Raw genomic sequence first — 23,911 nt, 5'->3', positions numbered from 1 at the left:
CCGACCGACCGCTCACTGACCCGTAACTCCCGCGCGATGTCCCGGGTGGACTCCCCGTCCTCGAACCGCTCGGCTGTCTGCAGCCGTAACCGCTCCCGGCGCTCCTGCTCGGCGGGGGTGTACCCGCCCCTCTGCCCGTACCTCACGACTCCGGCATACACCAGAGACAGCAGGCAGTCACGACTCTACGACTCTACGAATTCATTCTGTGTACCCGGGCTGAGCGCGGCGGCGATCAGCTCCAACTGGTCAAGCTGCGTGTCGATGGTGGGGGCGGCGATACGGCAGACGACATGCCGCGCGCCCGCCTCCGCGTAGCGGGCGAGCGTCTCGGCCACCTGTCCGGCCGGTCCCGCGACCATCGCCTGGATCGTCCGTACGGTCTCGGACGGCAGCCCGTACGTAGCCCGGCAGTAGGCATCGAGCTCCCGCTCCCCCTGTTCCGCGTCGCCGCTGATCAGCACGGTGACGAACAGCGCCGGAGTGATCGCCTCGGCGAGCCGGCCCGCGGACTCCGCGGCCCGGCTCACGGCCTTGAGGCCCGCCCGGTAGCCGGCGACGTCCGGCGGGTAAGGCAGCCACCCGTCGTAGAGCCAGCCGGTGCGCTCGAGCGCCGACGAACTCCCTCCCGCGAGCCAGATCGGCGGGCCGCCCGGCCGGTAGGACGGCGTGGACTCCGGCAGGTCGTCGTGGCGCAACACCTCGCCATGGAACGCCCGCTCCCCCGCCCACAGCGCCCGCCACAGCGAGACCGTGTCGTCCAGCCGCCGGAACCGGCGCTCCCACGGCACCTCCGACACCGCGTACTCGATCTCGGACCGGCCGGGGAATCCCGCGCCCACGGCCACGACGAGCCGTCCGGCTGACAGGTGGTCGATGGAGGCCAGCTCCTGCGCGGCCGTGACCGGGCGGCGGAAGGCGGGCAGCAGTGCCGCGGTGCCGAGCGTGAGGCGTTCGGTGGCGGGAGCGAGGGCGGCGAGCATGGCCAGCGGCTCGATCCGCGCGCCGAGAAGGGTGTCGTTGGCCCAGACGGAGTCGTACCCGAGCCGCTCGGCCCGGACGGCGAAGTCGACCAGTTTCCGGGCGTCGTTCCATTGGGTGTGGTTGGTGGGGAGCAGGACTCCCAGTCGTGTGCTCATCTCAGACGCTGCTTCTCCTTGGTACGACATCGTCGTTGAGAAGCTTGGGAGCAGGGCCGCGACCCGGCAATTCCCCGGACGGTATGCCGGGGTTCGTGGTGATCGTCTTTCGCGAACCACTTGCCGGGATTTCTTGTGCTATGTACGGTCCTTTTATTGATACTTAACAACTTGTTCAGTGCGGCTGATCGAGAGGTTCGATGACAGAGTCGGAGACCGCTGACCTGGGTGTACGAATCCGGGCCTACCGGACCATGCGCCAGATGACCTTGCGTGGTCTCGCCGCTCAGGCCCAGGCGAGCGCCAGCTTCATCAGCCAGTTGGAGCGGGGACAGACCAGCGCGAGCATCGGGATGCTCCGGCGGATCGCCGAGGCTCTCGGGATCACGGTGGCCGACCTGTTCAGCGAACAGGACGAGGTCGGACACCGAGTGGTACGCCGCGCCGAACGTCCGGAACTGCCGACAAAACCCGGCACCCGCAAGTACCTGATCTCCCAACGCCCCCTGCAGAACCTGGAGATGTACGCCGGGGCGTTAGACCCGGGCGCGTCCACCGGGGACGAGCCGTACAGCCACGGCGACTCCCAGGAGATCTTCCTCATCCTGCGCGGCCAGGTCACGCTCTGGCTCGGGCCCGCCGATTCGGCCGCCTCGCATGTCCTCGGGCCGGGCGACAGCGTGGAATACCGCACGTCGATGCCCCACCGCGTCGTCAACGACGGCGACGAGACGGCCGAGGTGCTCTGGACGATCAGCCCGCCCACGCCCGCTTGACTTACCCCCACCCTTGTCAAAGAGGTTCAACTCCAGCCGCAAGCTGGAGCTGAGACTGCCGGACGGCTCGCCCGCGCTGGTCCGCGAACAGGCGGGCAGCCTCAGCGATGCCCGTCGCGGCGACGAGGTTACGCTTACCTGGCGCGTGGCCGACTCCGTACTCCTTGCTGATGAAAGTGATGTGGAGGCAGAGCTCACATGAAAGGCATCCCACTGACCGGAGACTTCGCCAACGGCGGCGTCTCGTTCTGGTACCGGCAGATCGGCGAGCCGGACCGCCGGACCGCGCTGCCCGGGAATCGCTCGTACGACGTGGTGATCGTTGGCGGTGGATACACGGGCCTGTGGACCGCGTACTACCTCAAGAAGGCGCAGCCGGATCTGCGGATCGCGATCCTGGAGCGGGAGTTCGCCGGGTTCGGCGCCTCCGGGCGCAACGGCGGGTGGCTGTCGGCCGAGTTCGCGGGGTCGCGGAAGCGGTACGCGGCGGCGCGGGGGCGTGAGGCGATGATCTCCCTGCAGCATGCCATGTTCCGGTCCGTCGACGAGGTCATCGGCGTGACCCGCGAGGAGGGCATCGAGGCCGACGTCCACAAGGGTGGCCTGATCCACGTCGCGACCAACCCCGCCCAGCGCCGCCGCCTGCGCGAGGAGCTGTCCGAGCTGCGTACCTGGGGGTACGGCGAGGACGACCTCAGGCTGATGTCCCGAGACGAGCAGCGGGAACGCGTGCAGGTGGCGGGGACCTTGGAGGCCACGTACTCGCCGCACTGCGCGCGCATTCAGCCCGCGAAACTGGCCGTCGGGCTCGCGTCAGTGGTCGCCTCGCTGGACGTGGACATCTTCGAGAACACCACCGTGACCGAGATCCGCCCCCGCTCGGGTGGCTCCGATGGCAAGGCCTCGGCGGTCACCTCGCGCGGCGTCGTCTCGGCCGAGTACGTCATCCGCGCCACCGAGGGCTTCACCGCCAGCCTCGCCGGGCAGCACCGGCAGTGGCTGCCGATGAACAGCTCCATGATCGTCACCGAGCCGCTGCCCGCCGAGGTGTGGAAGCACATCGGCTGGTCGGGCAACGAACTGCTCGGCGACGAGGCGCACGCCTACATCTACGCCCAGCGCACCGCGGACGACCGGATCGCGATCGGCGGACGCGGTGTGCCGTACCGGTACGGCTCGCGGACCGACGACCGGGGCGCCACACAGGCGCAGACTGTGGCGCTGCTCTGGCGGATGCTGGTCAAGCTGTTCCCCGCAGCGGCCGACTCCCATGTCCAGCACTCGTGGTGCGGAGTGCTCGGCGTGCCGCGCGACTGGTGCTCGACCGTGCACCTCGATCACACGACCGGGCTCGGCTGGGCGGGGGGTTACGTGGGCAGCGGCGTCACCACCACGAACCTGGCCGGCCGCACACTGCGCGACCTGGTGCTGCGCCGCGACACCGAGCTGACGGCGCTGCCCTGGGTGGGCCGCCAGGTGAGGCAGTGGGAGCCGGAGCCGCTGCGGTGGACCGGGGTGCAGCTCATCTACGCGCTCTTCAGGGCCGCCGACCGGCACGAGAACGACCGGGGCACCACCACCTCGGCCTACGCCCGCCTCGCCAACCTCATCTCAGGCCGCTGAATCTCGTTTACTCCCGTTGCTCCCGTTACTCCCGTTACTCCCGTTAGGACGACTCTTGATCTACCTTTCCCACCTGGCGCACGCCCCGTCCGTTTCCCTGCCCGCCGCCGAGCCCAAGCCGACCAGCCTGACCGGACAGTCGGAGTCCACGCTGGAGGTGTGGGCCGACTCTCTCGCGGAGGCCGGTATCTGGGAGTGCGGGCCCGGCTCGTTCACGGCGGTCAGGGACGGCTTTCACGAGATCTGCCAGATTCTGGCGGGGCGGGCGACGTTGACGGGTGAGGACGGGCAGACCGTTGAGCTGGCGCCGGGCTCGACGGTCGTGCTGCCGGACGGCTGGCGGGGGACCTGGGACGTGCACGAGACGATCCGCAAGACGTACGTGAGCGTCCGCACCAGTCAATAGCGTTGCACCGATATACGAAATGCCCTCCGGGATAATCTCTTGATTCCCACTATGGGCGCATTTCTTTAGACATGATCGGAATATGAACGCAGCGGCGCGGGCGGCGCTTGTCGGGGCGGTGGTAGGACTGGCCCAGTTCGTCATCCTCTACTGGCGGGGAGACGACATAGGGTCACTCGACGCCTTGGCGCTGATCGCCCTGCCGTACGGGCTGGGGTTCTTCCTGTCCTGGTGGGGCAGGTTACCGCGCTGGTGGGGGGTGGCCACTGCGGGTCCAGCCGTCACCGCGGCGTTTCTCCTCGCCAACATCTTCGTCCTGCGCATACCCGAGATCAGGGATTTGGGCGACTGGCAAACGGCCCTGTGCCTCATGGCCCTGGGTGCGACCGCCTACCTGGCCGCAGGCGGCATATTCATGCCGGTGCACCGAGGACTTCGCGGCCTGCTGATCGCGGGCGTCGCCGTGGCGTACGTGGCCGTGTGGTCGGCACCGGACGTCATCGCCGACGCGGCGCGGGCCAACCGGCTGGCCCGCGCCGAGGTTTCGCTCATCACACCCACCCTGCCGGATCACCGGCTCGGGTACCTGGAGTACGTGCATGGGTGGCTCGAGCTCTCGTACGAGGGCCTGAATGATCACTCGCGCATCGACGTCGCCGTCGGGCCAGGGAGCACGGCAACCCCCAAGGCCGCCTGCGCGAATCCCGTTCCGTGGGACGACATCCAGGAGCACGCGAAGTGCCGGCAGGTGTCACCGGGCATATGGCTCCGTAGCGGTGAATCCCAGAAGCTCATCTTCGCAACGCATGGCGACGCCTTGGTGCGGGTCGAGAGCCCGACGATGTCCGAGAAAGAGCTGATCGCCGTGCTGGGCACATTCCACCCCGTCGAAGCCGAGGAACTGGCAAGACTCTACGAGGAGTGACCGCACGACGCTCCGCTCAGGATGACCCGTCCTTCCGAGGGATCTCCGATCAAAGCCGCTCGCGTAAACGCAGGTACTTGCGGCCGGCCTCGGTAATCGCACCGCGAAGGGCGGCAAGTTCCTCATCCCGCGATGCAACAGTTCGCCACGCAAGTCCATCTGGGAGGTGACACGGACGACGAAAGGCGAAGGCTGTTGGAAGCAGATCCCCGGTTCGCCGGGTTCGCCGCCGAACGTGGCGACGCGCTGTTGCGTTACGGCTACGTCCTGGCTGGGAACCCGCACGACGCGGCCGACCTGGTGCAGGAGGCACCTCTGAAGTTACGCGCCTCCTGGCCGAGACTGCGCGCCAAGGACAATCCGGAAAGTTATGTGCGTACCACCATGGCCAGGCTGCACACGGCGGCCTGGCGGTTGCGGCGGCGCGAACTGCTCGCCTGGGACCCACCAGAGCACGGCTACCACGACGCACTGCCCAGCGAAGACGAGCAGGCGATGTGGGAGGCGCTGGCCGGGTTGCCCCGCAAGCAGCGGGTGGTACTGGTGTTGCGCTACTACGAGGGGCTGAGCGACGAGGAGATCGCGGTGACCCTGGGGATCTCTCGTGGAACCGTGCGGAGTCAGGCGTCACGGGCGCTCGGCAAGCTCCGTTCCGCCGTGGGCGAGCACATCGAGTCAGGCGTCGGGTCGGATCGCGGGGAGCGGCGATGAGCGATATCGAAGAGCGGTTGAGCAGGACTCTGGGACACGCGGCCGAACGGGCGCCGCGGCTGGCCGCCCCGGCGGCGGAACGGCTGGAGACGGGCTACCGACGGCGCAGGCAGAGGTCCCAGGCGCTGCTCGCGGCGGCGTCTGTGGTGGTGCTCGCCGGTGGGGTCGTCGTGGGCCTGCAGGCGGTCGGCGACGGAAAGGCGCTGCCCGCGGCCGACCCGTCGGAAGTACCCTCCGCGATGATCAGCGCTGCCACCACCGCGGAACCCATCGAGAAGCTGTGGCCGCAGGCTGTGTGGAAGATGCCCGTCAAGGACTCTCAGGGCAGGGAACTACGCCCCGTCGCACTGACCGACGACGGGACACTGCTGGTCAAGGCATGGCACAAGGTCGAGGAGCCCGAGGCGCTCTACCTCTACGACCTGGCCGGAGGGGATCTGCGAAAGATCGCGGACATACCCGCGTCGAAAAAGACCGGGATCGCCGCGAACTTCAGCATGGGTGAGGGCGTGGTGGCGTGGTGGACCTCGACGAAGACCTCCGTACGCCTCTGGGCCGCACCGCTGACCGGCGGCGAGGCCAGACAGGTGGCCGAGCACAAGACCAGAGACGACATGATCGACAGCCTCGCCGTGGCGAAGGGCGCGATCGTGTTCTCCGTGATGAAGGGCGGGGTGTTCAGCGTTCCTGTGGAGGGGGGTCAGGTGACGCCGATCGACCGCGGGACCAGTTTGCACCTGCTGTCCTGGCCATGGGCGGGCTCACCGGGCACGTGGAGCCCCAAGGACGGAGCCCCGTTCACGCACCTGGTCAACCTGGAGACCGGGCAGACCAGCGACGCGGCCCCTGCCCGCCAGGGAGAGAAGTTGCTCGCCTGCGGTGTGCGGTCTTGTCTCTCGACGATGGGCAACGGCGGCAGGGCGTTCACCCGGGCGCGTGATGGCTCGGAAGAGCAGGAGGTGCCGACCGGCTACCAGATCCCGGAGCCGCCCAGCCAGAGTCGCTTCTACGTGCGCAACCTCAGAAGCGACGCCCCGGGTCTAGGGCTCTACGACCTGAAGACCGGGACGTTGGCGGACCTGGGCATCAGGAATGAAGCCAGTCAGGGCGAGGTGCCGGTCGCCGACCGGGCCGGACGGATGATGACGTACCGGATCGAAAGCGGCAGGTACGTGATCGACCTGTCCAGGATTCCCTGACAGGGGCGGGCGCGCCCGACGGCGCCAGGGGTCATTTCAGTAGTTCCCGGGCCAGCGTCTCGGCCCACCACTGCTCAACCTGACCGGGCGACCAGCCTCGTTCGTCGGTGAGCGTGCGGTACACGTCGACGCTGCACAGGCCCGCATAGACGTCGACGGCCGTGGGCACGTCCAATCCCTCGCGCAACACACCGGCCGGCCACGAGGAGAACACCGTGACGCGGGTCTGGTCGGCCCTGCCGCGGCCGTCGCGGTAGACCGCCGCCAGCTCGGGCTCGGCCCGTCCGGCCTCACGCAGCAGCGTGATGACGTCTCCGGCGCGCTCATACAGGCGCCGGTCGAAACCGGCCATCGCGCCCAGTTGCCGCTGGGGGTCGCCCTTGGCGGCCTCCAGCTCCGCGAGCTGCTGGGCCGGGTCGGCCGACAGGTCGGCGGCATCGGCCAGCGCCTGGGTCAGCCCGGCCTTGTTGCCGTACACGGCATAGACCGTCGGCACCGAGACCCCGGCCTCCCGCGCCACGTCGCGCACGGTGGTGGCGGCCCAGCCACGTCTGACGAAGAGCCGGCGCGCGGCGTCGGCAATCTCGGCCCGCGTCTCCAGCGCTTGTGCCGTACGGCGTATCGAATCGTAACGACGTCGCTCCACCTGTACTCCCATCCTGTGCACCATAGCCGCATCGCCGCCATCGCCTTCGCCATCTTGTTGATCATGACAGCGCCCGATATGTGGCTGACTCCGGCCCACCTTCATGGCGCTGGAGGCGGCGGGGCCCACCTACTTTCCGGCGCGGCTTCCCACGTCGTCGCCGGTCTCGGATCCCGCGCTCGCCCCCGCGCGGCCTCCATCGTCCCCCGCCGGCAAGTTTTCGGTTTACGCTACTTATAATGAATAGTATGTGCGTCATGACGTTCAGCCCAAAAGGCTCGTGAAAGGCAGGCATGTGAAGCTCGTGATCTTCGGGGCCAATGGCCCGACAGGGCGGCTCGCCACCGCCCAGGCACTCGCCGAGAGCCACACCGTCACCGCAGTCACCCGGCGTCCGGAGGCGTTCCCTTTCAGCGATCCCGCGCTGGACGTCGTTAAGGCGGACGCCCTGGACCCCGAGGCGGTAAATCGGGCGGTGGCCGGGCACAACGCCGTCATCTCGACGCTCGGCGTCCCCTACGGTTCCGAGGCGCCCACCACGTTCTCCGAGTCCGCCAAGAACATCGTCGCGGCCATGGCCGCGCATGACATCCGGCGTCTGGTGTGCGTGACCTCGACTGGCGTGCCGATGACACCCCCTCCCGGGGAGACGCTCGTCTACCGCAAGGTGGTCGTGCCGTTGCTTCTCAGGATGGGGCGTCCGCTGTACGAGGATGCCGGCCGCATGGAGGAGATCGTGGCCGGCAGCGACCTGGACTGGACCATCATCCGCCCCTCGGGACTGTTCGACGGCGGCAGGGTCACCCATTACACCGTCGGCCCGCCGCAGATGGTGGGCCGGTTCACCTCCCGGCACGATCTGGCGGACGCGCTCGTCCGGGAAGCCGTCGAGGGCCGCCACGTCCGCTCCATCGTGGAGGTCATCACCACCGAGGGCACGCCGAGTGTCTACCGCGTGTTCCTGAAGGAAGCGCTCCGCATCGGCAACGGCAGCGCATGAGAAGGCGCGGCCGGGTCCCCTCGGGGACCAGCCGCTCGCCGAGTCACCGATCCTGAATCCTGTGCCGGACGACGGCAGGACACCCTGACTCTTGGGCTTAGCGTTCCGCGCTGCAGCACCACGGGACGAACCCCTGCCACGTCCGCGGTCACCAGTCCGTCGTGCCGAACCGATGACACAGCACCAGCACGTTTCGGCCGCTCAATGAAGGTGAACCAGGCCCGCCGACAAATCCACCACTATCTGGCGAGGAGCGAGTCTCTGATCGCCTGTGCACCGGACGCGCCTGCCTCCGCCAGTTCGTGCGCGGCATGTCGGAGCTCGGCCACGGCGTAGGCGTTGACCGCCGCAGCATCCGAAGCCACGTTCAAGGCGATGGCGGTTGCGGCTTCGGCATCGCCCTGCATGATGTGGGCTCGCGCCAGGCAGGCCCCGAACCATGCTCGATCGCGCCGGTAAGACTCGGGCAGGGTCGACAGCCCTCGTTCGATGTAGTCGGTGGCGCGGCGGCCGTCGCCGAGTTCCAGTTCGGCCATGCCTCGCTGCATGAGGAACCAGCCCTCGCCGTAGAAGTACATCCAGGGCGGCTCGTCGGCGGGGTGTTCGGCCGCGGTTCTGATGAGTTCTTCGGCTTCCCCAAGTCTGGTACGTGCCTGGTTGGCCTCGCCCATCTGGGCGTGCCCCCGGCCGGCCATCTGGGCGGCCATGCCTCGCACGCCGTGTGTTGTCCGGCCGTCCTGCCAGCGGGAGGCCTCGGCGAGGCGTACGCATCGGTGTGCGTCGCCGAGGCTCCATGCCTGGTGGGCGCGCATGTTCAGGGTGGTTGAAGCGAGGCAGGCGTCTCCGGCTTCGAGGGCCCAGGCGTGGGAGCGGTCGTACCAGGCCAGCGCGGCCGGATGGTCATGGGAGTCCTGGCACATCCATGCGATGAACTGGGCGTACTGGGCGAGGACGGCGATCGCGCGGTCAGCCAGCGGCCCCGTGGCACCCCTTGCGAGATCTGCCACGGTGGACAGTTGAGCATGGACGAGTGGCAGCAATGGACGGCTACCGATGGTGTCTTCGACGCGGCGGTGCTCGGCCAGGCAATGTTCCAGCCATTGCACGGTTTCCAGATCGACCCGGGGCGGGTTCTTGATGGCGCGGGTGATGCGCTCGTACAGGTCAGGGTCGGGCGCCAGCGACGGAAGGGCGAGGGCGGGGACCGGCTTGATGACGGTGCCGAACAACTGATCTTCTGTGGCGCCGAACGCAGCGCAGTAGAGCTTGGTGTAGAAGGCGTCCGGCCGGTGCTCGCCGGTTTCGTGGCCGCGTATGCGCCGGATCAGGTTCGCCGGCTCAGGGAGCGGCTTGGCAGAGGCTTTGATCAGCTGCTGGGCCAACTCGCGCTGCGACCAACCTCGGGTGGTACGGGCGGCCAGCAGCCGGGTGGCCCAGACAGGAACCGCTGGGACGTGGTCGGTCATCCAGCGCACCTCCAGAGACGGGCGGACATGAAGGCGGACATCCGGCTGCGCCTCCTAGTGTCCTCTTCTGACGTGCTGCCGCGCACGGCTCTGATGTATTCATGCACCGCGACACCGATGCCTTCTTCTCGTGGGCGGCCACCGACTGCTCCGGCCGGGGAGCGTGCGGCATCACCGCTGAGCCGTTTCGGGCTGCCGCACTCCTGACCGAAGCGCTCGGCTTGTTGGCTCCTGGTGCCACCGGGACGGTCCGGCTGGTGCGTCTCGACCGCAACCCTCCTACATCTACGGGAGGACCCTGCTGCGTCTGCGCCGCATCAAGGCCAACTCACCGACCGTGATCGTCACCGGCGATTAGGGCGGGACGGAGCCAGATCGCGATGTCCGAATGGGTACCGCACAGTCCCTACGGCCCTCTGCGGGGTCCAGCCCGCCAGGGGTCGGTTCGGCGCGGCGCTGGAAGCAAGAACCGGAGTCTCGGTGGTTGGAGAGGCAACCGACTCAGCAAACTTCGTGGGCCGCCCCAATGGACTGCCCGCTCTCGCGAAGCGCCAGTCGTGGGGGTTGCGCGCCTAAGGCGCGCCTGAGGAAGGCAGTCCGAGCGAAGCGAGGTCCTACAGGGGTCGAGCCGTTGGCTCGGCTGGAAGAAGCGTCTGAGCCCCGAAAGCGCGAAGCGTACCCCTACGAAGCCCTTTGTGGCAGAGCATGCGAAAAGGCCCTCCAGGATGATCCTGGAGGGCCTTTTCGGCTTGGTAGCGGGGGCAGGATTTGAACCTGCGACCTCTGGGTTATGAGCCCAGCGAGCTACCGAACTGCTCCACCCCGCGTCGGTGTGTGTCTAAAGACTATAGGTGGCGCGGGGTGGACGCAAATCGAGGAACTACGGGCTGGCCGTCGGTGTCGCCGTCGGGGTGCCGGACGCCGACGGCGACACCGAGGGTGACGACGACGGTGCCGACGACGGAGAGGCCGTTGGTGACGGCGTCGGAGTGGTGGTGGTGCTCGGCAGAGCGCCCAGCCCTTCCAGAGCCTTCAGTGCCGCTTCCAGCTGCTTCTGAGCCTTGCCGTAGGCCTCCCAGTTGGGCGGGTTGGCCTGCAGGGCCTTCTGGGCCTCGCTGTAGGCGTTCTGGGCGTTGTCGATCGCCGCCTTCAGAGCCGTGGTGTTCTGGTTGGGTTTCACCTGCTCGTTGTTGGGTGGCGTCTGCTGCTGTTGTCCGTCGCCGAAGACCTGTTTCAGAGCTTCAGGAAGGGTCCGGGCGACGCCGATCTTGCTGCCGAACGACACCAGGACGCGCTGCAGGATCGGGTACGGCTCCTGCCCGCCACCTGCGGCGACCTGGATGTACACCGGCTCGATGTACACCAGCCCGCCCGCATAGGGCAGAGTCAGCAGATTTCCGTAGCGGACCGAGGAGGCGCCGACGCCCAGCAGGTTCAGTTCGCCGGCGAATCGGCTCTGGAAGGCGTTCTGTGCCTGGCCGGGGCCCGGGATGGGGGTGTTGGACGGCATTCGCAGGATGCGTAGCTTGCCGTAGTCGGGACCGGCCACCGAGTTGACCGCCATGAAGGCCGCCAGGTTGGGTCCCTGTTTCGGGACGAACGTCGTCGTCAGCGAGAACGTCGGCGCCTGGTTCTGAACGGGCATCGTGGTCGTCACGTAGTAGGGCGGCTGCTTGGTGTTCTCGCCCTGTGACGGGTCGCTCGGGATGTTCCAGAAGTCCTGGCCGCTGTAGAAGGCGGCGGGGTTGGTGATGTGGTAGCGCGACAGGGTGTAGCGCTGCACCTTGAACAGGTCTTCCGGGTAACGCACGTGCGCCTGGAGGTCGGCGCTCATCTTCGACTTCGGCTGGATGATGCCGGGGAAGGCCTTGGTCCACGTCTTGAGCACCGGGTCGTTCTCGTCCCAGCCGTACAGGGTGACCGTGCCGTCGTAGGCGTCGACGGTGGCCTTTACCGAGTTGCGGATGTAGTTGATCTTGTCTTGCGGCTGCTGGGCGACCACGCGGCGGTTGGTCGTCGTGTCGCTGGTCATGTCGCCCAGGCTCTCGCTCTGCGCGTACGGGTATTCGTTGGAGGTCGTGTAACCGTCGATGATCCAGGTGATCCGCCCGTCGACGATCGACGGGTAGGGGTTGCCGTCGAGGGTCAGGAACGGTGCGACCTTCTCGACCCGTTCGCGCGGGTTGCGCACGTACAGGATCTTGGAGTTGTCGTTGATGTCACCCGAGAGCAGGATGTTCTTCTCGCCGTACTTGGCCGCGTAGACGAGCCGGTTGAGGAACGAGCCGACCGGGACGCCGCCCTTGCCGGTGTATGTGGTGTTCTTCTGGCCGGTGCCGCCCGTTTCCGGGTAGTCGAGCTCCTGCGGGTTGTTCGGGTTGCCGCCGGCGATGACGTATTCGGAGGACGCCGGGCTCTCGCCGAAGTAGACCCGCGACTCCTTCAGCTTGGTCGTGTTGACCAGCGGGCCCATGACCGGCATGTCCTTGGCGTCGTAGTCGGGCAGGCCGCCCGGGTCGACCTCGTTGCCGGGCGCCGCCACGATGCCGTAACCGTGGGTGTAGACGAGGGCGTTGTTGATCCAGTTGTTCTGGCCCTCGGGCACCCCGAGCAGCTCGCGTACGCCGACGACGTGGTCGACCTGCTTGCCGTTGGCGTCGGGGTAGCGGTCGACGTCGAGCTGGTCGGAGAAGCCGTAGAAGCCGCGGATGCGCTGGGTCTGCTCGTACGTCGCGGAGACCAGCGCCGGGTCGAGCAGCCGGACGCCGGACACCGAGGCGTCGCCGTTGCTCTCGACCTTGGTCGGGTCGGCCTCCGCGGTGTAGGGCAGTATCTCCGTCTGGTCGACGTTGTACGAGGCTCGTGTCGCGTCGATGTTGCGCTGGATGTAGGCCGTCTCCTTGAGCTGCTGGTTCGGCTTGACCTGGAACTGCTCGACCAGCGCCGGGTAGACGCCGCCGATCAGGATGGCCGAGAGCACGAGCAGGCCGAAGGACACGCCGGGCAGCATGCCGCCGGGCCGTATGACACCCGCGAAGAACAGCGCGGCGCAGATCAGCGCGATGATCGCCAGGATGGTCTTCGCCGGGAGCACCGCGTTGACGTCCGTGTAGGAGGCGCCGTGCACGAAGCCGCGGTCCGAGAAGACCAGCCCGAACCGGTCGATCCAGTAGGCGATGGCCTTGAGCAGCACGAACACGCCGAGCAGCACCGACAGGTGGGCACGCGCCGCGCGCGAGGCGTGCACGCCCGGTGACTGCAGCCGGAAGCCGCCGTAGAGGTAGTGCGTGATCCCCGCCAGGATGATCGAAATGATCACAGCGGTGAACAGGAAGTTCAGGACCATCCGAATGAACGGGTAGTCGAACATGAAGAACGAGATGTCCATCCCGAACAGGGGCTCCGTCTTACCGAAGGGCACCCCGTTGATGAACTCCATCCAGGTCTTCCACTGCCCGGCGAACGACGAGCCCGCGAAGAGCGCGAGCAGGCCCATGCCGACGATGAAGATCAGCTTACGGTGGGGGTCGAGCGCCATCCGGTAACGGTCCGCGCCGCTGCCGCCGCCGAACATCGCGGGGCCGAACATCGGCCGCATCCGGAAGGCCAGCAGCATGTTGCCGCCGGCGATGCCGACCATCAGCACCGCTCCGACCAGGAACAGCACGATCTCGGTCAGCAGGACGCCCGAAAAGACGGACGTGTAGTCGATGGAAAGATCGACCGTGTCGAACCACAAAAAATCGGTATAAATACCGGAAAATAGGAAAAATAGCGCCACAATCGCCACGAGTGCGATCGCGACCGGAAGAAGCAGTCGCGGTCGGCGGGGCAAACGCATTGCCCTGCCGCCGGCTCCTGGGGTCCGGAAGCTCAAGGCCAACCCCTCGTCGTGATGAACAAACGGTCCGTGTCTGGCAACCTACACCGCTGTGCCAGCCCTACGGCTAACGCATGGCGATCGCCAGAAGTTTCATCCGGCAGCGCAAGCGGGCACATCGCCTTTACCCGTGCGCAACGCGTCGAGCGCGCTGACCGCCGCGTGCAACGTCTCGGCCTTGACCAGGCGGAGCCCGTCGGGGATGGCCTTCATGGCCTCGGCGCAGTTGCCGGCCGGGGTCAGGAACACGGTCGCGCCGGACTTGCGGGCGCCGACCATCTTCTGGGCGATGCCGCCGATGGGCCCGACCTCGCCCGATGCCTGGATCGTGCCGGTGCCGGCGATGTCCTTGCCGCCGGTGATCTCGCCGGGGGTCAGCTTGTCGAGGATGCCGAGCGAGAACATCAGCCCGGCGCTCGGCCCGCCGACGTCACCCACGTTGATGTCGACCTTGAACGGGAACTTGTAGCTCTCCTGCATGTCCACGCCCACGAGGGCCTGGCCCGAGGGACCCACCACGGTCGACAGGCTGATGTCGGTCTTGTCCTTGCCCCTGATGACGGTGAAGGCAACGCTGTCGCCAGGTTTGTGCGCCTTGACCGTGTCGCTGATGGTCTTGACGTCCGCGACCGGTTTGCCGTCGACGGCGCTGATCTCGTCGCCCTTGCGCAGCTTGCCGTCGGCCGGCTTGCCCTTCACCGTGGACGCGACCGTGACGATCATGCCGAAGGGGATCTTGAGCTCGGTCAGCGCGGCCGCGGTGGCGAAGTCCTGGGAGTTGGTCATCTCGACCGTGTTCTCCTCCTCGACCTCTTTGGGCGAGCGGGACTTGGGGAAGATGGTCTCCTCGGGGACGACCGCGACCGTCGGATCGACCCAGCCGCGCAACGCGGTCAGCAGATCGATCCGGCTGCTCGGCCCGCCCTGGTAAGCCACCGTGACCAGCCTCAGCGCACCGGTCGTCGGATAGGTCTGGTGCCCGCTGATCGTGATCACGGGTTTCTTCTCGACCTCGCCGATGGTGTTCTCGGTCGGTCCAGGACTCAGTACGACGTACGGGACGGGCAGGAAAGCCCCTGCGACACCGAGCGCCAGCACGAGGAAGCCCGCAACCAGGAGGGTCAAGGCGCGTCGCGACATGAGGACGAGCTTATTGGCAGGCACCGACCCACTCGGCCGACCCGTCGGCGAAGATCTGGTGTTTCCAGATCGGGACCTGCGACTTGAGGTCGTCGATCAGCCTGCGTGACGCCTCGAAAGCCTCGCCCCGGTGGGGGCAGGCGACTGCGACGATCACGGCGATGTCGCCGAGCTCCAGATCGCCGATCCTGTGGACGGCGGCGAGCGCGGTGACCGGGAAGTCGGCGGCCACCTTCTCCGCCACCTGGCGCAGCGCGTCGAGGGCCGAGGGGTGCGCCGAGTAGGAGAGCCTGGTCACGGGCTTGCCGTGGTCCTGCTCTCGCACGGTACCGACGAAGAGCGTGGTGCCTCCTGCCGCGTGGTCCCCCACGGCGGCCAGCACCTCGTCGACGGAGAGCGAGGTCTCGCGAATCCCGAGCAACCGGATGACATCCACGAAAAGAGCCTACATATTCACAGCCGGCGCTTCTTGCGTACCTGGCGGACGATGGCGGCGGTGCCGATGACCGCGACCGTGGCGCCGGCGGCCGTGAGCGTGGCCTCCTTGACCGGCAGCCGCCTGCCGACCACGGTGGTCCTGTTCTCGCGCAGCTCAAGGAGCTGCTCGAACGCGGCCTCGTTGGTCCAGACGGGCTTCCAGCCCGCCTCACGCAGCGCCGTGCAGTCGACGACCCACGGGTAGACGACATAGTGCAGGTCCGTCGCGGGGGCCGGGGTGATGCCCAGCCGGTGCAGGCGCTGCGCCGTACCGAAGGTGAGGCCCGCGGGCAGCTCGAAGCGTCGCAGTCCGGACAGCTCCTCGACCTGCTCCTGCTCCAGCCAGCCGTCGGAGCCGACGGCGGCCACGCCGGTCACCACACCGCGCGCGGCCAGTTCGAGCGCCGAGACCAGGTCGTCGACGTGGCAGAACTGCCAGCGCGGCGAGCAGCCCTTGACCGTGAGCAGCCTGGGCGACTCGAAATGGCGGGTGATGACCGTGTCGATGCCGGGACCGACCACGGCCGCGGGCCTCAGCACGGTCACCTCCAGGCCGGGGTGGCTCCGCGACGACCTGCGTACGAGCGCCTCGATCTCCAGATAGTCGCCCACGACCCCCGTGTCGGGCTCGGCCGCGACCGGGGACACCTCGGGCAGGGGCACGTCGTTGTCGGGCGCTGCGCCGTACACCATCGCGCTCGTGACGAGCACGACGCGCCGGACGCGTGCGGCGGCGCTCGCGGTGAGCACCGTTTGCGCAGCTCGCAGATTGTACGCGCGCCGCTCGGCGGGGTTCGCGTCGACGGCGTAGTCACCGGCCAGGTGGACCAGGACGTCGATGTCGGAGATGCGGTTCGCCAAGAGCGGATCCCGCACGTCGATCACTCTCCAGGTGGCCTCCTGGACGTCACCGCGCTCCTCGTCAATGGCCACCACCCTGCGGAAATCCGCGGAGGACACGAGCTTTGCGAGCAGCTCCCGGCCTATGCCTGAAGCGGCCCCGGTGACGGCGACGACGGGGTGGCGCGGGCGTTTCGAGGTAGGCACCAGGTCCTCACTTTGCACTGATCCGCCGTAGGACGACTAACGTGGCGGATGTGGACTCCTCCATCCTGCACGAGGTAGAGCGGTGACTGACCTGCCAGGTCGCGAAAACGACCCCAACGAGAACCCGTTCGCCATGTTCGGCAACCCTGAGCAGATGGCTCAGGCGATGCGCCAGTTCGCCGACATGCTGTCGGCGCCCCAGGGCTCCGGCCCTGTCAACTGGGACATGGCCAAGAACATCGCCCGCCACGCCGTGGTCGCCGAGAGTGATCCGAGCGTCATGGAAGGCGAGCGCCGCCAGATCGTGGAGGCGCTGCGCCTGGCCGACCTGTGGCTGAACGAGGCGACGACCCTCCCCAGCGGCGTGTCCAACCCGCAGGCGTGGAGCCGGTCCGAGTGGATCGAGAACACCGTGCCCGTGTGGCGCACGCTCTGCGAGCCGATCGCCGCACGCATGGTCGAGACCATGGGCGGCGCGCTCGGCGGCGGGGGCCTGCCTCTGGAGGCCCAGCAGATGGCCGGGCCGCTGATGGGCATGCTCAAGCAGATGGGCGGCATGATGGTCGGCCAGCAGATCGGCCAGGCTCTCGGCTCGCTCGCCCGCGAGGTGATCGGCACCACCGACATCGGCCTGCCGCTGTCCGACACCGCCGCGCTGCTGCCCGGTGGCATCGCGTCGTTCAGCGAGGGCCTGGAGCACCCCGCCGACGAGATCAGGCTCTATCTGGCGCTGCGCGAGGCCGCGCACCACCGGTTGTTCCAGCACGTGCCGTGGCTGCGCGCCAACCTGCTCGGCGCCGTCGAGGAGTACGCCAGGGGCATCACGGTCGACACCTCGGCGCTCGAAGAGCAGATCCGCGGGCTCGACATCAACAACCCCGAGGCCATCCAGGAGGCGTTGAGCGGCGGCGCGCTGCTCAAGCCCGAGGAGACCGAACGGCAGAAGGCCGCGCTGGCCCGCCTGGAGACCATGCTCGCCCTGGTCGAGGGCTGGGTGGCCACCGTGGTGGACGACGCCGCGGACGGCAAGCTGCCCTCGGCCGTCGCCCTGGCCGAGACCGTACGACGGCGCCGCGCGACCGGAGGCCCGGCCGAGTTGACCTTCGGTACGCTCGTCGGGCTGGAGCTGCGGCCCAGGCGGCTGCGCGAGGCGGCGACGCTGTGGCGGGCGCTGAAGGAGGCGCGCGGCATCGACGGGCGCGACGCGCTGTGGGGCCACCCCGACCTGCTGCCGCACGCCGACGACCTCGACGACCCCGACGCGTTCGTCCGCGGCGAGGCCGCCTGGGACATCTCCCAGTTGGACGTCAAGCCCAACGAGGACGACCAGAGTTGAGCCTGCGCCACAACGCGGTGGCCGTGCTCTCCGGCTGGGCCGCGCCCACGCCCGGCGAGGAGTCACTGCGCGCCGAGTTCCTCGATCACCTGCGCACGCACGACGACGCGATGCTGCGCGAGTGCGTGCCGGGGCATCTCACCGCTACGACCGCGGTGCTGTCGCACGACGGCGCGCGGGTACTGCTGACACTCCACCCCAAGGCAGGCATGTGGCTGCCGATGGGCGGTCACTGTGAAATTTCCGACACCTCCCTTGCGGCTGCCGCGTTGCGCGAGGCGGTGGAGGAGTCGGGCATTTCCGGCCTGGAGCTGCTGCCCGGCCCGCTGGCCGTCGACAAGCACCAGGTCTGGTGCCACCCCCCGCACAGCTGGCATCTCGACGTGGAGTACGCGGCCGTGGCGCCCGCGGACGCCGAGGCGGTGATCAGCGAGGAGTCCCTCGACCTGCGCTGGTTCCCGCTCGACGAGATCCCGGAGCTCTCCGATGAGGCGACCCGCCGGCTGGCGGCACGTGGCCGCGTGGCGCTTACCGCAAATACACGCGCGCTCGGTTAGAGTCCGCCTGGGCTTGTACCGTTCCAAGGGGGCAATGTGCACACCTCAGCCGAAAACTCGGTCGGCGGTACGATCGTTACGCCCCCTCGGAAACGGCGCAAATTCCCCGGCACCACGCTGACCTGGCTGGCCGTGACTCCGTTCGCTGCCTGGGCGGCGACCAGGGTGGCGGGGCTCGAACGCGGCTCGCTGGCCACCCAGCTCATGACCGCGACGCCGTACGCCGCGGCGGGCTCGGTGGTCCCCCTGATGATCGCCGCGCTCACCCGCAAGCGCGCCGCGGCCGCGGTGGCGCTGCTCACGACGACCGCTCTCGGCTTCGCGGTCCTCCCCCGGGCCCTGGGTACGGCGGACGCCACGGCGGGCCGGCCGTTCCGGGTGCTCACCATCAACATGCTCTTCGGCAGGGCCGACCCGGAGACGATCATCGGCCTGGTGCGCCGGTTCGACCCGGACGTGCTGAGCACTCAGGAGCTCACGCCCCCAGGCGTCGAGGCGCTCGACGCGGCCGGGCTGTCCGCTCTGATGCCGCACCGGGTGCTCCAGGATGAATGGTCCGCGAGCGGCAGCGGGCTCTACTCCAAGCATCCGCTCAAGCCGATCTACCACCTGATACCGCCGGTCGGGCACAACATGCCCGCGGCGATGGTCTCGCTGCCCGGTGGCAAGCCGATCGAGTTCGTGGACGTGCATCCCTTTCCGCCGCTCGGTCCCCAGGTGACGAACTGGGTCGAAGCCCTGGACGACCTCCCCGCCGCTTCGAGTGACACGGTGCGGATCCTGGCGGGCGACTTCAACGCCACGCTCGACCACACGCCCATGCGCCGGCTGCTGTCGCGCGGCTACAAGGACGCCGCCGATCAGGTCGGGGCCGGGCTCATCCCGACCTGGCCGGCCAACAAGCGGGTGCCACCGATCATCACGATCGACCATGTGCTGGTGGACCAGCGGGTGGGCGTGAAGCAGGTCAGCGTGCACACCGTGCCCGACACCGACCATCGGGCGGTGTTCGCGGAGCTCAGCGTGCCTTGAGCAGTGCCCTGAGGTTGTCCCAGCCCTCCAGCCCGGGGTCGAGGCGGGTGACGTCTTCGGGGGTGCGCAGGCGGTGCCAGCCGGGGCCGGTGGCCACCATGCGACGGCCGGGCGCCTGGGCGCGCAGAGTCGTCACCGGGTCGGGGTCGTCGAGATCGGGATCGGCCCATCCGGGCATGGGCAGACCGCAGGCCAGGGCCACGGCTCCGCCGTCCTCGGCTGGACAGAGCGTGATCTGGGCCCGGCCGAGCTCGCGGAAGAGCTTGCCGACCAGCAGGGGCGGCAGGTCGGGCGCGTCGGCGCCGATCACCACGGCCTGGTCGCCGGCGAACCGGCCCATGATGACCTTGAGCGGCTCGTCCTCGTCGATCATGATCACTTCGGTGCCGGGCCAGACGATCGCGTCGAGGCCGGGGACGCTGGTGACCAGGACCGGCGTGACGAGTTCGAGGCCGGCGACCATCTCGTAGGTGTCCTCGGCCATGGCCTCCAGGAACTCGTCCGGGTCCATGCCCTCGGGGGCCGCCCGCGCCATGCTCTGCCGTACGAGAACCGCGGCGATGCGCGTCAACACTCCTCCGGTGCCGTATGGGCGGCGGCGGAGAATCCTTCGAGGAACCCGCGCGCCCGTTCTGCTTTGGGATACTGTTCGACCAGCGCCCAGAACCTGGCGCCGTGGCTGGGAACGAGCAGATGTACGAGCTCGTGGATGATCACGTAGTTGATGACCCACTCAGGGAGACCCTTGAGGCGGGTCGAGATCCGGATCGTGCCGTTCTCCGGGGTGCATGATCCCCATCGATGCTGCTGATTGTCCACCCAGCGCACGCTGTCCGGCATGGCCCTGCCGTTGAGATACTTCGCCGACAGCTCCTTGGCCCGCTCCAGGAGGGCTTCGTCGGTCGGTCTTCGCCGGCTCTCCTTGGCCGCGAGCCGATCGAGCATCCGGCTCACCCATTCATCAGCGTCTTCGCCGCTCAGCCAGGCAGGCAGGAGCACGATCGTCTTGTCGCCGTCGCGGTAGGCGGAGACCGTACGCCGGCGACGAGAACTGCGACGGACCTCGACTGTCTCGGGGGGCACATATGCACGGTAGCCGAGACTGGCGAAATTCCACAGAGGGGGAGTCGTTGTTTCTGCTGGTCAGATGATTAAGACCCGGTGAATTTGGGCATGCGCCTTTCCCGATGCGCGACCAGTCCCTCGATCATGTCGGCGGATGCCATGGTCACCGGCTGGGCGAGGGACTCCCAGCGCAGCGCGGCTTCCAGGTGTGGATGGTCCTGGTTCAGGGCGACCTTGGTGAGTCTTGTGGCAATCGGGGCGTTCTGCGCGATGGCCTGGGCGAGGGCCTCTACTTCCGCCATAAGGTCATTTCCCGGGAAAGATTGATTTACCAGACCTTTAACTGCGGCTTCCTGTCCCGTGACCGTGCGGCCAGTCAGCAGCATCTCCCTGCCGAGGGCGCCCGCCCTCTTCGGCAGCAGGTACGTGGCCGCCATCCCGGGATGCAGACCGAGCTTCGTGAACGGGACCAGCAGCTTGGCGTCGTCGGCGGCGTACACGAGATCGCAGGCCAGCGCCACGCACAGGCCCGCCCCCACCGCCGGGCCGTTGACGGCGGCGATGGTCGGCACCTCCAATCCGGTGATGGCCAGCCAGGTGCGGTAGAAGGCGAGCATCCGGTCGCGCAGCTTCGGCACGGTCTCCGTGCCGCGTTCGCCCAGCCAGGACAGGTCGCCGCCGGAGGAGAACGCGGTGCCGGCGCCCGTGACGATCACGCAGCGGACGCCGGTGTCGGTGGCCAGTGCGGCCATGGTCTCGCGCCACTCGCCGGTCATGCCGTCCGTCATGGCGTTGCGTATGTCGGGGCGGTTGAGGGTGATCAGTACGGTCCCGTCGTCTCTGCGGTCCACCAGGAGTTCGCTCATGGGGGGAGCGTAACGGCGGAGGGTTATCCACAGGCGGCTCGTAAGGCACTCGGGATCTTGGATCGAGGTGGCAGTCTTGCGCGCCATGAGGCCACGTGTGAAACCCGCGCTCCGGCGGATCGTCCGTGACGAGCAGACCTTGCAGTTGGGGGCACACCCCCTGCGTTCCGTCCTGGTGACGGGCTCGGAGCACCAATGGGTGGCGGGGCTCGACGGCACCCGCGACCTGGGGCAGGTTCTGCGTGACGGCGCCGCCGCGGGACTGGGCGAGGCGGACTGCCGGGCGCTGCTGGATCGGCTCGCCGCGCAGGGGGTGCTGGATGACGCGGCGATCCCGCCCCTTCGGCTTTCTCTCGGTGAGCGTGATCGTCTGGCTCCCGATCTGGATGTCCTCGATCTGGCCGGTGACGGGGCGGCGGTGTTCGCGCGGCGGCGGCGGGCACGGGTGCGGGTCTACGGGGCCGGGCGGGTGGGGGCGCAGGTGGTGGGGCTGCTGGCGGCGTGCGGGATCGGGGCGGTCCGGGTCTTCGACGAAGGTCCGGTACGACCGTGTGACCTCGCGCCTGGCGGGCTGACGTGGTCGGAGCTGGGGATGAGCCGCCAGGACGGGGCGGTGGCACTCGCCCGGCGCCTCACCTCCGGCGGCCCGGAAGTGATGGCTCCGGCCGGCGACTCCGCGATTCCCGGGACGCCCTCGATGCCGGCGACGAACGCGCAGGCCGGTGGCCCCTACCTGGGCGACGGCTACGACCGTCCCGATCTGGTGGTCCTGGCACCGGTCGCCCCGCTGGACGGCGTGCTGGTCAACGAGTTGACCGCTCTCGGCATCCCCCACCTGCTCGTGTCCGCCTTCGAGGGCCACGGGTCCGTGGGGCCGCTCGTCCTTCCGGGCGAGACGGCCTGCCTGCACTGCCTCGACCTGGCCCGGCGCGATGCCGACCCCGCGTGGCCCATCGTCACCGCGCGACTGGGCGGCTATCCGCCCGGCGAGATCGCCTGCGACACGACCATGGCGACGCTGGTGGCGGCCTCTGCCACGGGCCACGCGCTCGCTCACATCGACGGGCGCGACCCCGTTGTGACCAACGGCACATTGGACATCATGCCTGATTGGCGATGGAAAACCAGGTCATGGACACAGCAACCGCAATGTCGTTGTATGCGAAACCATCCCTATCGCCCAGAATGGTCATGTCAGTCACCAGCGATGGGCTGACGATGGGTCCGGGGAACCTCGAAGGGGGGAAGCGGTGTCTCAGCCAGGATGCCGCGCATCAGTGTGAGCGATCTGCCGCGCCGCGCCGTTACGCGTTCCGCCAAGCTTGCCACCCTTCCACTCGGCTTCGCCGGCCGTGCCGCTCTGGGGCTCGGCAAGCGGATCGGCGGCAAGTCCGCCGAGATCGTCGCCCAGGAGATCCAGCAGCGCACCGCCGAACAGATCTTCAAGGTTCTCGGCGAGCTCAAGGGCGGCGCGATGAAGGTCGGGCAGGCGCTGTCCATCTTCGAGGCGGCCCTTCCTCAGGAGATCGTCGGGCCCTATCGCGCCACGCTCACCAAGCTGCAGGAATCGGCCCCGCCGCTGCCGGTCGCCACGGTCCACAAGGTGCTCACCGAGCAGCTCGGTGACGGCTGGCGGGACTACTTCGAGTCGTTCGACGACCGGCCGACTGCCGCCGCCTCGATTGGACAGGTGCACCGGGCGGTCTGGCACGACGGCCGCGACGTGGCGGTGAAGATCCAATACCCGGGTGCGGGCAAGGCCCTGCTCGGTGACTTCACCCAGTTGGCGCGGCTGGGCAAGCTCTTCGGCGTGGTGCTGCCCGGCCTCGACATCAAGGCGGTGCTGGCCGAGCTCCGTGAGCGCATCGCCGAGGAGCTCGACTACCTGCGCGAGGCCGAGGCCCAGCACGCCTTCGCGCTCGGTTTCAAGGACGACCCCGACTTCCACGTCCCCGACGTGGTCGCCGCCAACGAGATGGTGCTGGTCACGGAGTGGATGGACGGCACTCCCCTGTCCCGCGTCATCACCGACGGCACCAAGGAGCAGCGCGACCACGCGGGCCTGCTCTTCGTCCGCTTCCTGTTCTGCTCACCGGCCCGGGTCGGCATGTTGCACGCCGACCCGCACCCCGGCAACTTCCGCCTGCTCGACAACGGCAAGCTGGGCGTCCTCGACTTCGGCGCCGTCAACCGCCTGCCTGACGGCTATCCCAGGTCCTTCGGCCAGCTGACCCGCATCTTCAACCAAGGCGACATGGACAACGTGGTCGCGGGCCTGCGCGCCGAGGGCTTCATCCGCCCCGACATCGAGGTGGACGGCGACGCCCTGCGCTCGTTCCTCTCCCCCTACGTCGAGCCGACGGCGGTCGAGGAGTTCACCTTCAGCCGCGAATGGTTCCAGGCCCAGGCGGCCAGCGTCACCGACCTTCGCCCCACGAACGTGATCCGCCAGCTCAACCTGCCGGTCTCATACGTGCTCATCCACCGCGTACACGCGGCGGGGGTCGGCGTCCTCTGCCAGTTGGGCACCACGGCCCGCTTCCGCGACGAGGCGATCCGCTGGGTTCCGGGCTTCGCCGACGACCCCGAGGACGAGGCACTGCCGGTCAGCTGAGCTGAG

At 68.4% G+C, this 23,911-nt stretch carries 23 protein-coding genes and 1 tRNA gene; 12 read left to right on the top strand and 12 right to left on the bottom strand.

Annotated features, from left to right (window positions below; translation table 11 throughout):
- A partial coding sequence (locus tag AB0F17_RS46730; RefSeq protein ID WP_358029852.1) for a helix-turn-helix domain-containing protein occupies positions 1–146 on the bottom strand: 146 nt, incomplete at its 3' end.
- 39 nt (positions 147–185) lie between these two features.
- A complete protein-coding gene (locus AB0F17_RS46725) occupies positions 186–1,139 on the bottom strand; it encodes an LLM class flavin-dependent oxidoreductase (RefSeq protein ID WP_358037081.1) in 954 nt (317 codons plus the stop codon).
- Between the two features lie 200 nt (positions 1,140–1,339).
- On the opposite strand from AB0F17_RS46725, the gene AB0F17_RS46720 reads away from it, so the two are divergent.
- From AB0F17_RS46720 to AB0F17_RS46695, 6 genes are all read left to right on the top strand, one after another.
- Positions 1,340–1,915: a cupin domain-containing protein gene (locus tag AB0F17_RS46720; RefSeq protein ID WP_358037077.1), complete on the top strand. Its 576-nt coding sequence runs from the start codon at positions 1,340–1,342 to the stop codon at positions 1,913–1,915.
- A gap of 198 nt (positions 1,916–2,113) precedes the next feature.
- Positions 2,114–3,538 carry an FAD-dependent oxidoreductase gene (locus AB0F17_RS46715; protein ID WP_358037074.1) on the top strand — a complete coding sequence of 475 codons (1,425 nt, stop codon included), beginning with the start codon at positions 2,114–2,116 and terminating at the stop codon, positions 3,536–3,538.
- Between the two features lie 55 nt (positions 3,539–3,593).
- Positions 3,594–3,944, top strand: coding sequence for a cupin domain-containing protein (locus AB0F17_RS46710; protein WP_358037071.1), 351 nt, complete (start codon positions 3,594–3,596; stop codon positions 3,942–3,944).
- An 82-nt stretch (positions 3,945–4,026) separates the two neighbouring features.
- Positions 4,027–4,869 (top strand): hypothetical protein, encoded by an 843-nt coding sequence (locus AB0F17_RS46705; RefSeq protein ID WP_358037068.1) that lies wholly within the window; start codon positions 4,027–4,029, stop codon positions 4,867–4,869.
- A 195-nt stretch (positions 4,870–5,064) separates the two neighbouring features.
- Positions 5,065–5,580 (top strand): SigE family RNA polymerase sigma factor, encoded by a 516-nt coding sequence (locus AB0F17_RS46700; protein WP_358037065.1) that lies wholly within the window; start codon positions 5,065–5,067, stop codon positions 5,578–5,580.
- A complete protein-coding gene (locus AB0F17_RS46695) occupies positions 5,577–6,779 on the top strand; it encodes a hypothetical protein (protein ID WP_358037062.1) in 1,203 nt (400 codons plus the stop codon). The genes AB0F17_RS46700 and AB0F17_RS46695 overlap by 4 nt, the downstream gene beginning before the upstream one ends.
- Before the next feature lie 31 nt (positions 6,780–6,810).
- On the opposite strand, the gene AB0F17_RS46690 is transcribed toward AB0F17_RS46695, so the two are convergent.
- On the bottom strand, positions 6,811–7,437 hold the full coding sequence (locus tag AB0F17_RS46690) for a helix-turn-helix domain-containing protein (RefSeq protein ID WP_358037059.1): 627 nt from the start codon (positions 7,435–7,437) through the stop codon (positions 6,811–6,813).
- A gap of 283 nt (positions 7,438–7,720) precedes the next feature.
- On the opposite strand from AB0F17_RS46690, the gene AB0F17_RS46685 reads away from it, so the two are divergent.
- Positions 7,721–8,425, top strand: a complete 705-nt coding sequence (locus AB0F17_RS46685) for an SDR family oxidoreductase (RefSeq protein WP_358037057.1) — start codon at positions 7,721–7,723, stop codon at positions 8,423–8,425.
- 239 nt (positions 8,426–8,664) lie between these two features.
- On the opposite strand, the gene AB0F17_RS46680 is transcribed toward AB0F17_RS46685, so the two are convergent.
- The 6 genes from AB0F17_RS46680 to AB0F17_RS46655 all read right to left on the bottom strand — a co-directional run bounded on the left by AB0F17_RS46680 (position 8,665) and on the right by AB0F17_RS46655 (position 16,438).
- Positions 8,665–9,891, bottom strand: a complete 1,227-nt coding sequence (locus tag AB0F17_RS46680; protein WP_358037054.1) for a helix-turn-helix transcriptional regulator — start codon at positions 9,889–9,891, stop codon at positions 8,665–8,667.
- A gap of 750 nt (positions 9,892–10,641) precedes the next feature.
- Positions 10,642–10,718: transfer RNA gene (locus AB0F17_RS46675), tRNA-Met, on the bottom strand.
- Positions 10,719–10,771: 53 nt separating this feature from the next.
- On the bottom strand, positions 10,772–13,732 hold the full coding sequence (locus AB0F17_RS46670) for a UPF0182 family protein (RefSeq protein ID WP_358037051.1): 2,961 nt from the start codon (positions 13,730–13,732) through the stop codon (positions 10,772–10,774).
- 132 nt (positions 13,733–13,864) lie between these two features.
- The gene (locus AB0F17_RS46665; RefSeq protein ID WP_358037048.1) at positions 13,865–14,911 is read right to left on the bottom strand and encodes a PDZ domain-containing protein; all 1,047 of its coding nucleotides are present in this window, start codon (positions 14,909–14,911) and stop codon (positions 13,865–13,867) included.
- A gap of 10 nt (positions 14,912–14,921) precedes the next feature.
- Positions 14,922–15,347: a molybdenum cofactor biosynthesis protein MoaE gene (locus AB0F17_RS46660; protein WP_358037045.1), complete on the bottom strand. Its 426-nt coding sequence runs from the start codon at positions 15,345–15,347 to the stop codon at positions 14,922–14,924.
- A gap of 17 nt (positions 15,348–15,364) precedes the next feature.
- The gene (locus AB0F17_RS46655) at positions 15,365–16,438 is read right to left on the bottom strand and encodes an NAD-dependent epimerase/dehydratase family protein (protein WP_358037099.1); all 1,074 of its coding nucleotides are present in this window, start codon (positions 16,436–16,438) and stop codon (positions 15,365–15,367) included.
- 130 nt (positions 16,439–16,568) lie between these two features.
- Here AB0F17_RS46655 and AB0F17_RS46650 point away from each other — a divergent pair, with 130 nt between their 5' ends.
- Genes AB0F17_RS46650 through AB0F17_RS46640 form a run of 3 tightly spaced genes read left to right on the top strand, consistent with a single transcriptional unit; the run spans position 16,569 to position 19,360 of the window.
- A complete protein-coding gene (locus AB0F17_RS46650) occupies positions 16,569–17,771 on the top strand; it encodes a zinc-dependent metalloprotease (protein WP_358037096.1) in 1,203 nt (400 codons plus the stop codon).
- On the top strand, positions 17,768–18,328 hold the full coding sequence (locus AB0F17_RS46645; RefSeq protein WP_358037042.1) for an NUDIX domain-containing protein: 561 nt from the start codon (positions 17,768–17,770) through the stop codon (positions 18,326–18,328). Before AB0F17_RS46650 ends, AB0F17_RS46645 begins: the two co-directional genes overlap by 4 nt.
- A 36-nt stretch (positions 18,329–18,364) precedes the next feature.
- Entirely contained in the window at positions 18,365–19,360 is a 996-nt protein-coding gene (locus tag AB0F17_RS46640) for an endonuclease/exonuclease/phosphatase family protein (protein ID WP_358037039.1), read from the top strand.
- Here the strand turns inward: AB0F17_RS46640 and AB0F17_RS46635 are convergent.
- The 3 genes from AB0F17_RS46635 to AB0F17_RS46625 all read right to left on the bottom strand — a co-directional run bounded on the left by AB0F17_RS46635 (position 19,347) and on the right by AB0F17_RS46625 (position 21,291).
- Positions 19,347–19,931, bottom strand: a complete 585-nt coding sequence (locus tag AB0F17_RS46635; protein ID WP_358037036.1) for a DUF2064 domain-containing protein — start codon at positions 19,929–19,931, stop codon at positions 19,347–19,349. The genes AB0F17_RS46640 and AB0F17_RS46635 overlap by 14 nt on opposite strands.
- Positions 19,928–20,443 carry a M48 family metallopeptidase gene (locus AB0F17_RS46630; RefSeq protein WP_214639830.1) on the bottom strand — a complete coding sequence of 172 codons (516 nt, stop codon included), beginning with the start codon at positions 20,441–20,443 and terminating at the stop codon, positions 19,928–19,930. Before AB0F17_RS46630 ends, AB0F17_RS46635 begins: the two co-directional genes overlap by 4 nt.
- Positions 20,444–20,511: 68 nt before the next feature.
- The gene (locus tag AB0F17_RS46625; RefSeq protein ID WP_358037033.1) at positions 20,512–21,291 is read right to left on the bottom strand and encodes an enoyl-CoA hydratase-related protein; all 780 of its coding nucleotides are present in this window, start codon (positions 21,289–21,291) and stop codon (positions 20,512–20,514) included.
- Between the two features lie 85 nt (positions 21,292–21,376).
- On the opposite strand from AB0F17_RS46625, the gene AB0F17_RS46620 reads away from it, so the two are divergent.
- Together AB0F17_RS46620 and AB0F17_RS46615 are read left to right on the top strand one after the other, a co-directional pair.
- Positions 21,377–22,507, top strand: a complete 1,131-nt coding sequence (locus AB0F17_RS46620; RefSeq protein ID WP_358037030.1) for a ThiF family adenylyltransferase — start codon at positions 21,377–21,379, stop codon at positions 22,505–22,507.
- A 48-nt stretch (positions 22,508–22,555) separates the two neighbouring features.
- Entirely contained in the window at positions 22,556–23,905 is a 1,350-nt protein-coding gene (locus AB0F17_RS46615) for an AarF/UbiB family protein (protein ID WP_358037027.1), read from the top strand.
- Positions 23,906–23,911: the final 6 nt, after the last annotated feature.

Origin of the sequence: Nonomuraea sp. NPDC026600, assembly GCF_040638335.1 — a bacterium.
GTDB lineage: Bacteria > Actinomycetota > Actinomycetes > Streptosporangiales > Streptosporangiaceae > Nonomuraea.
Note: the sequence above shows the minus strand (reverse complement) of the source record. Positions and strands in the feature narration are given on the sequence as shown.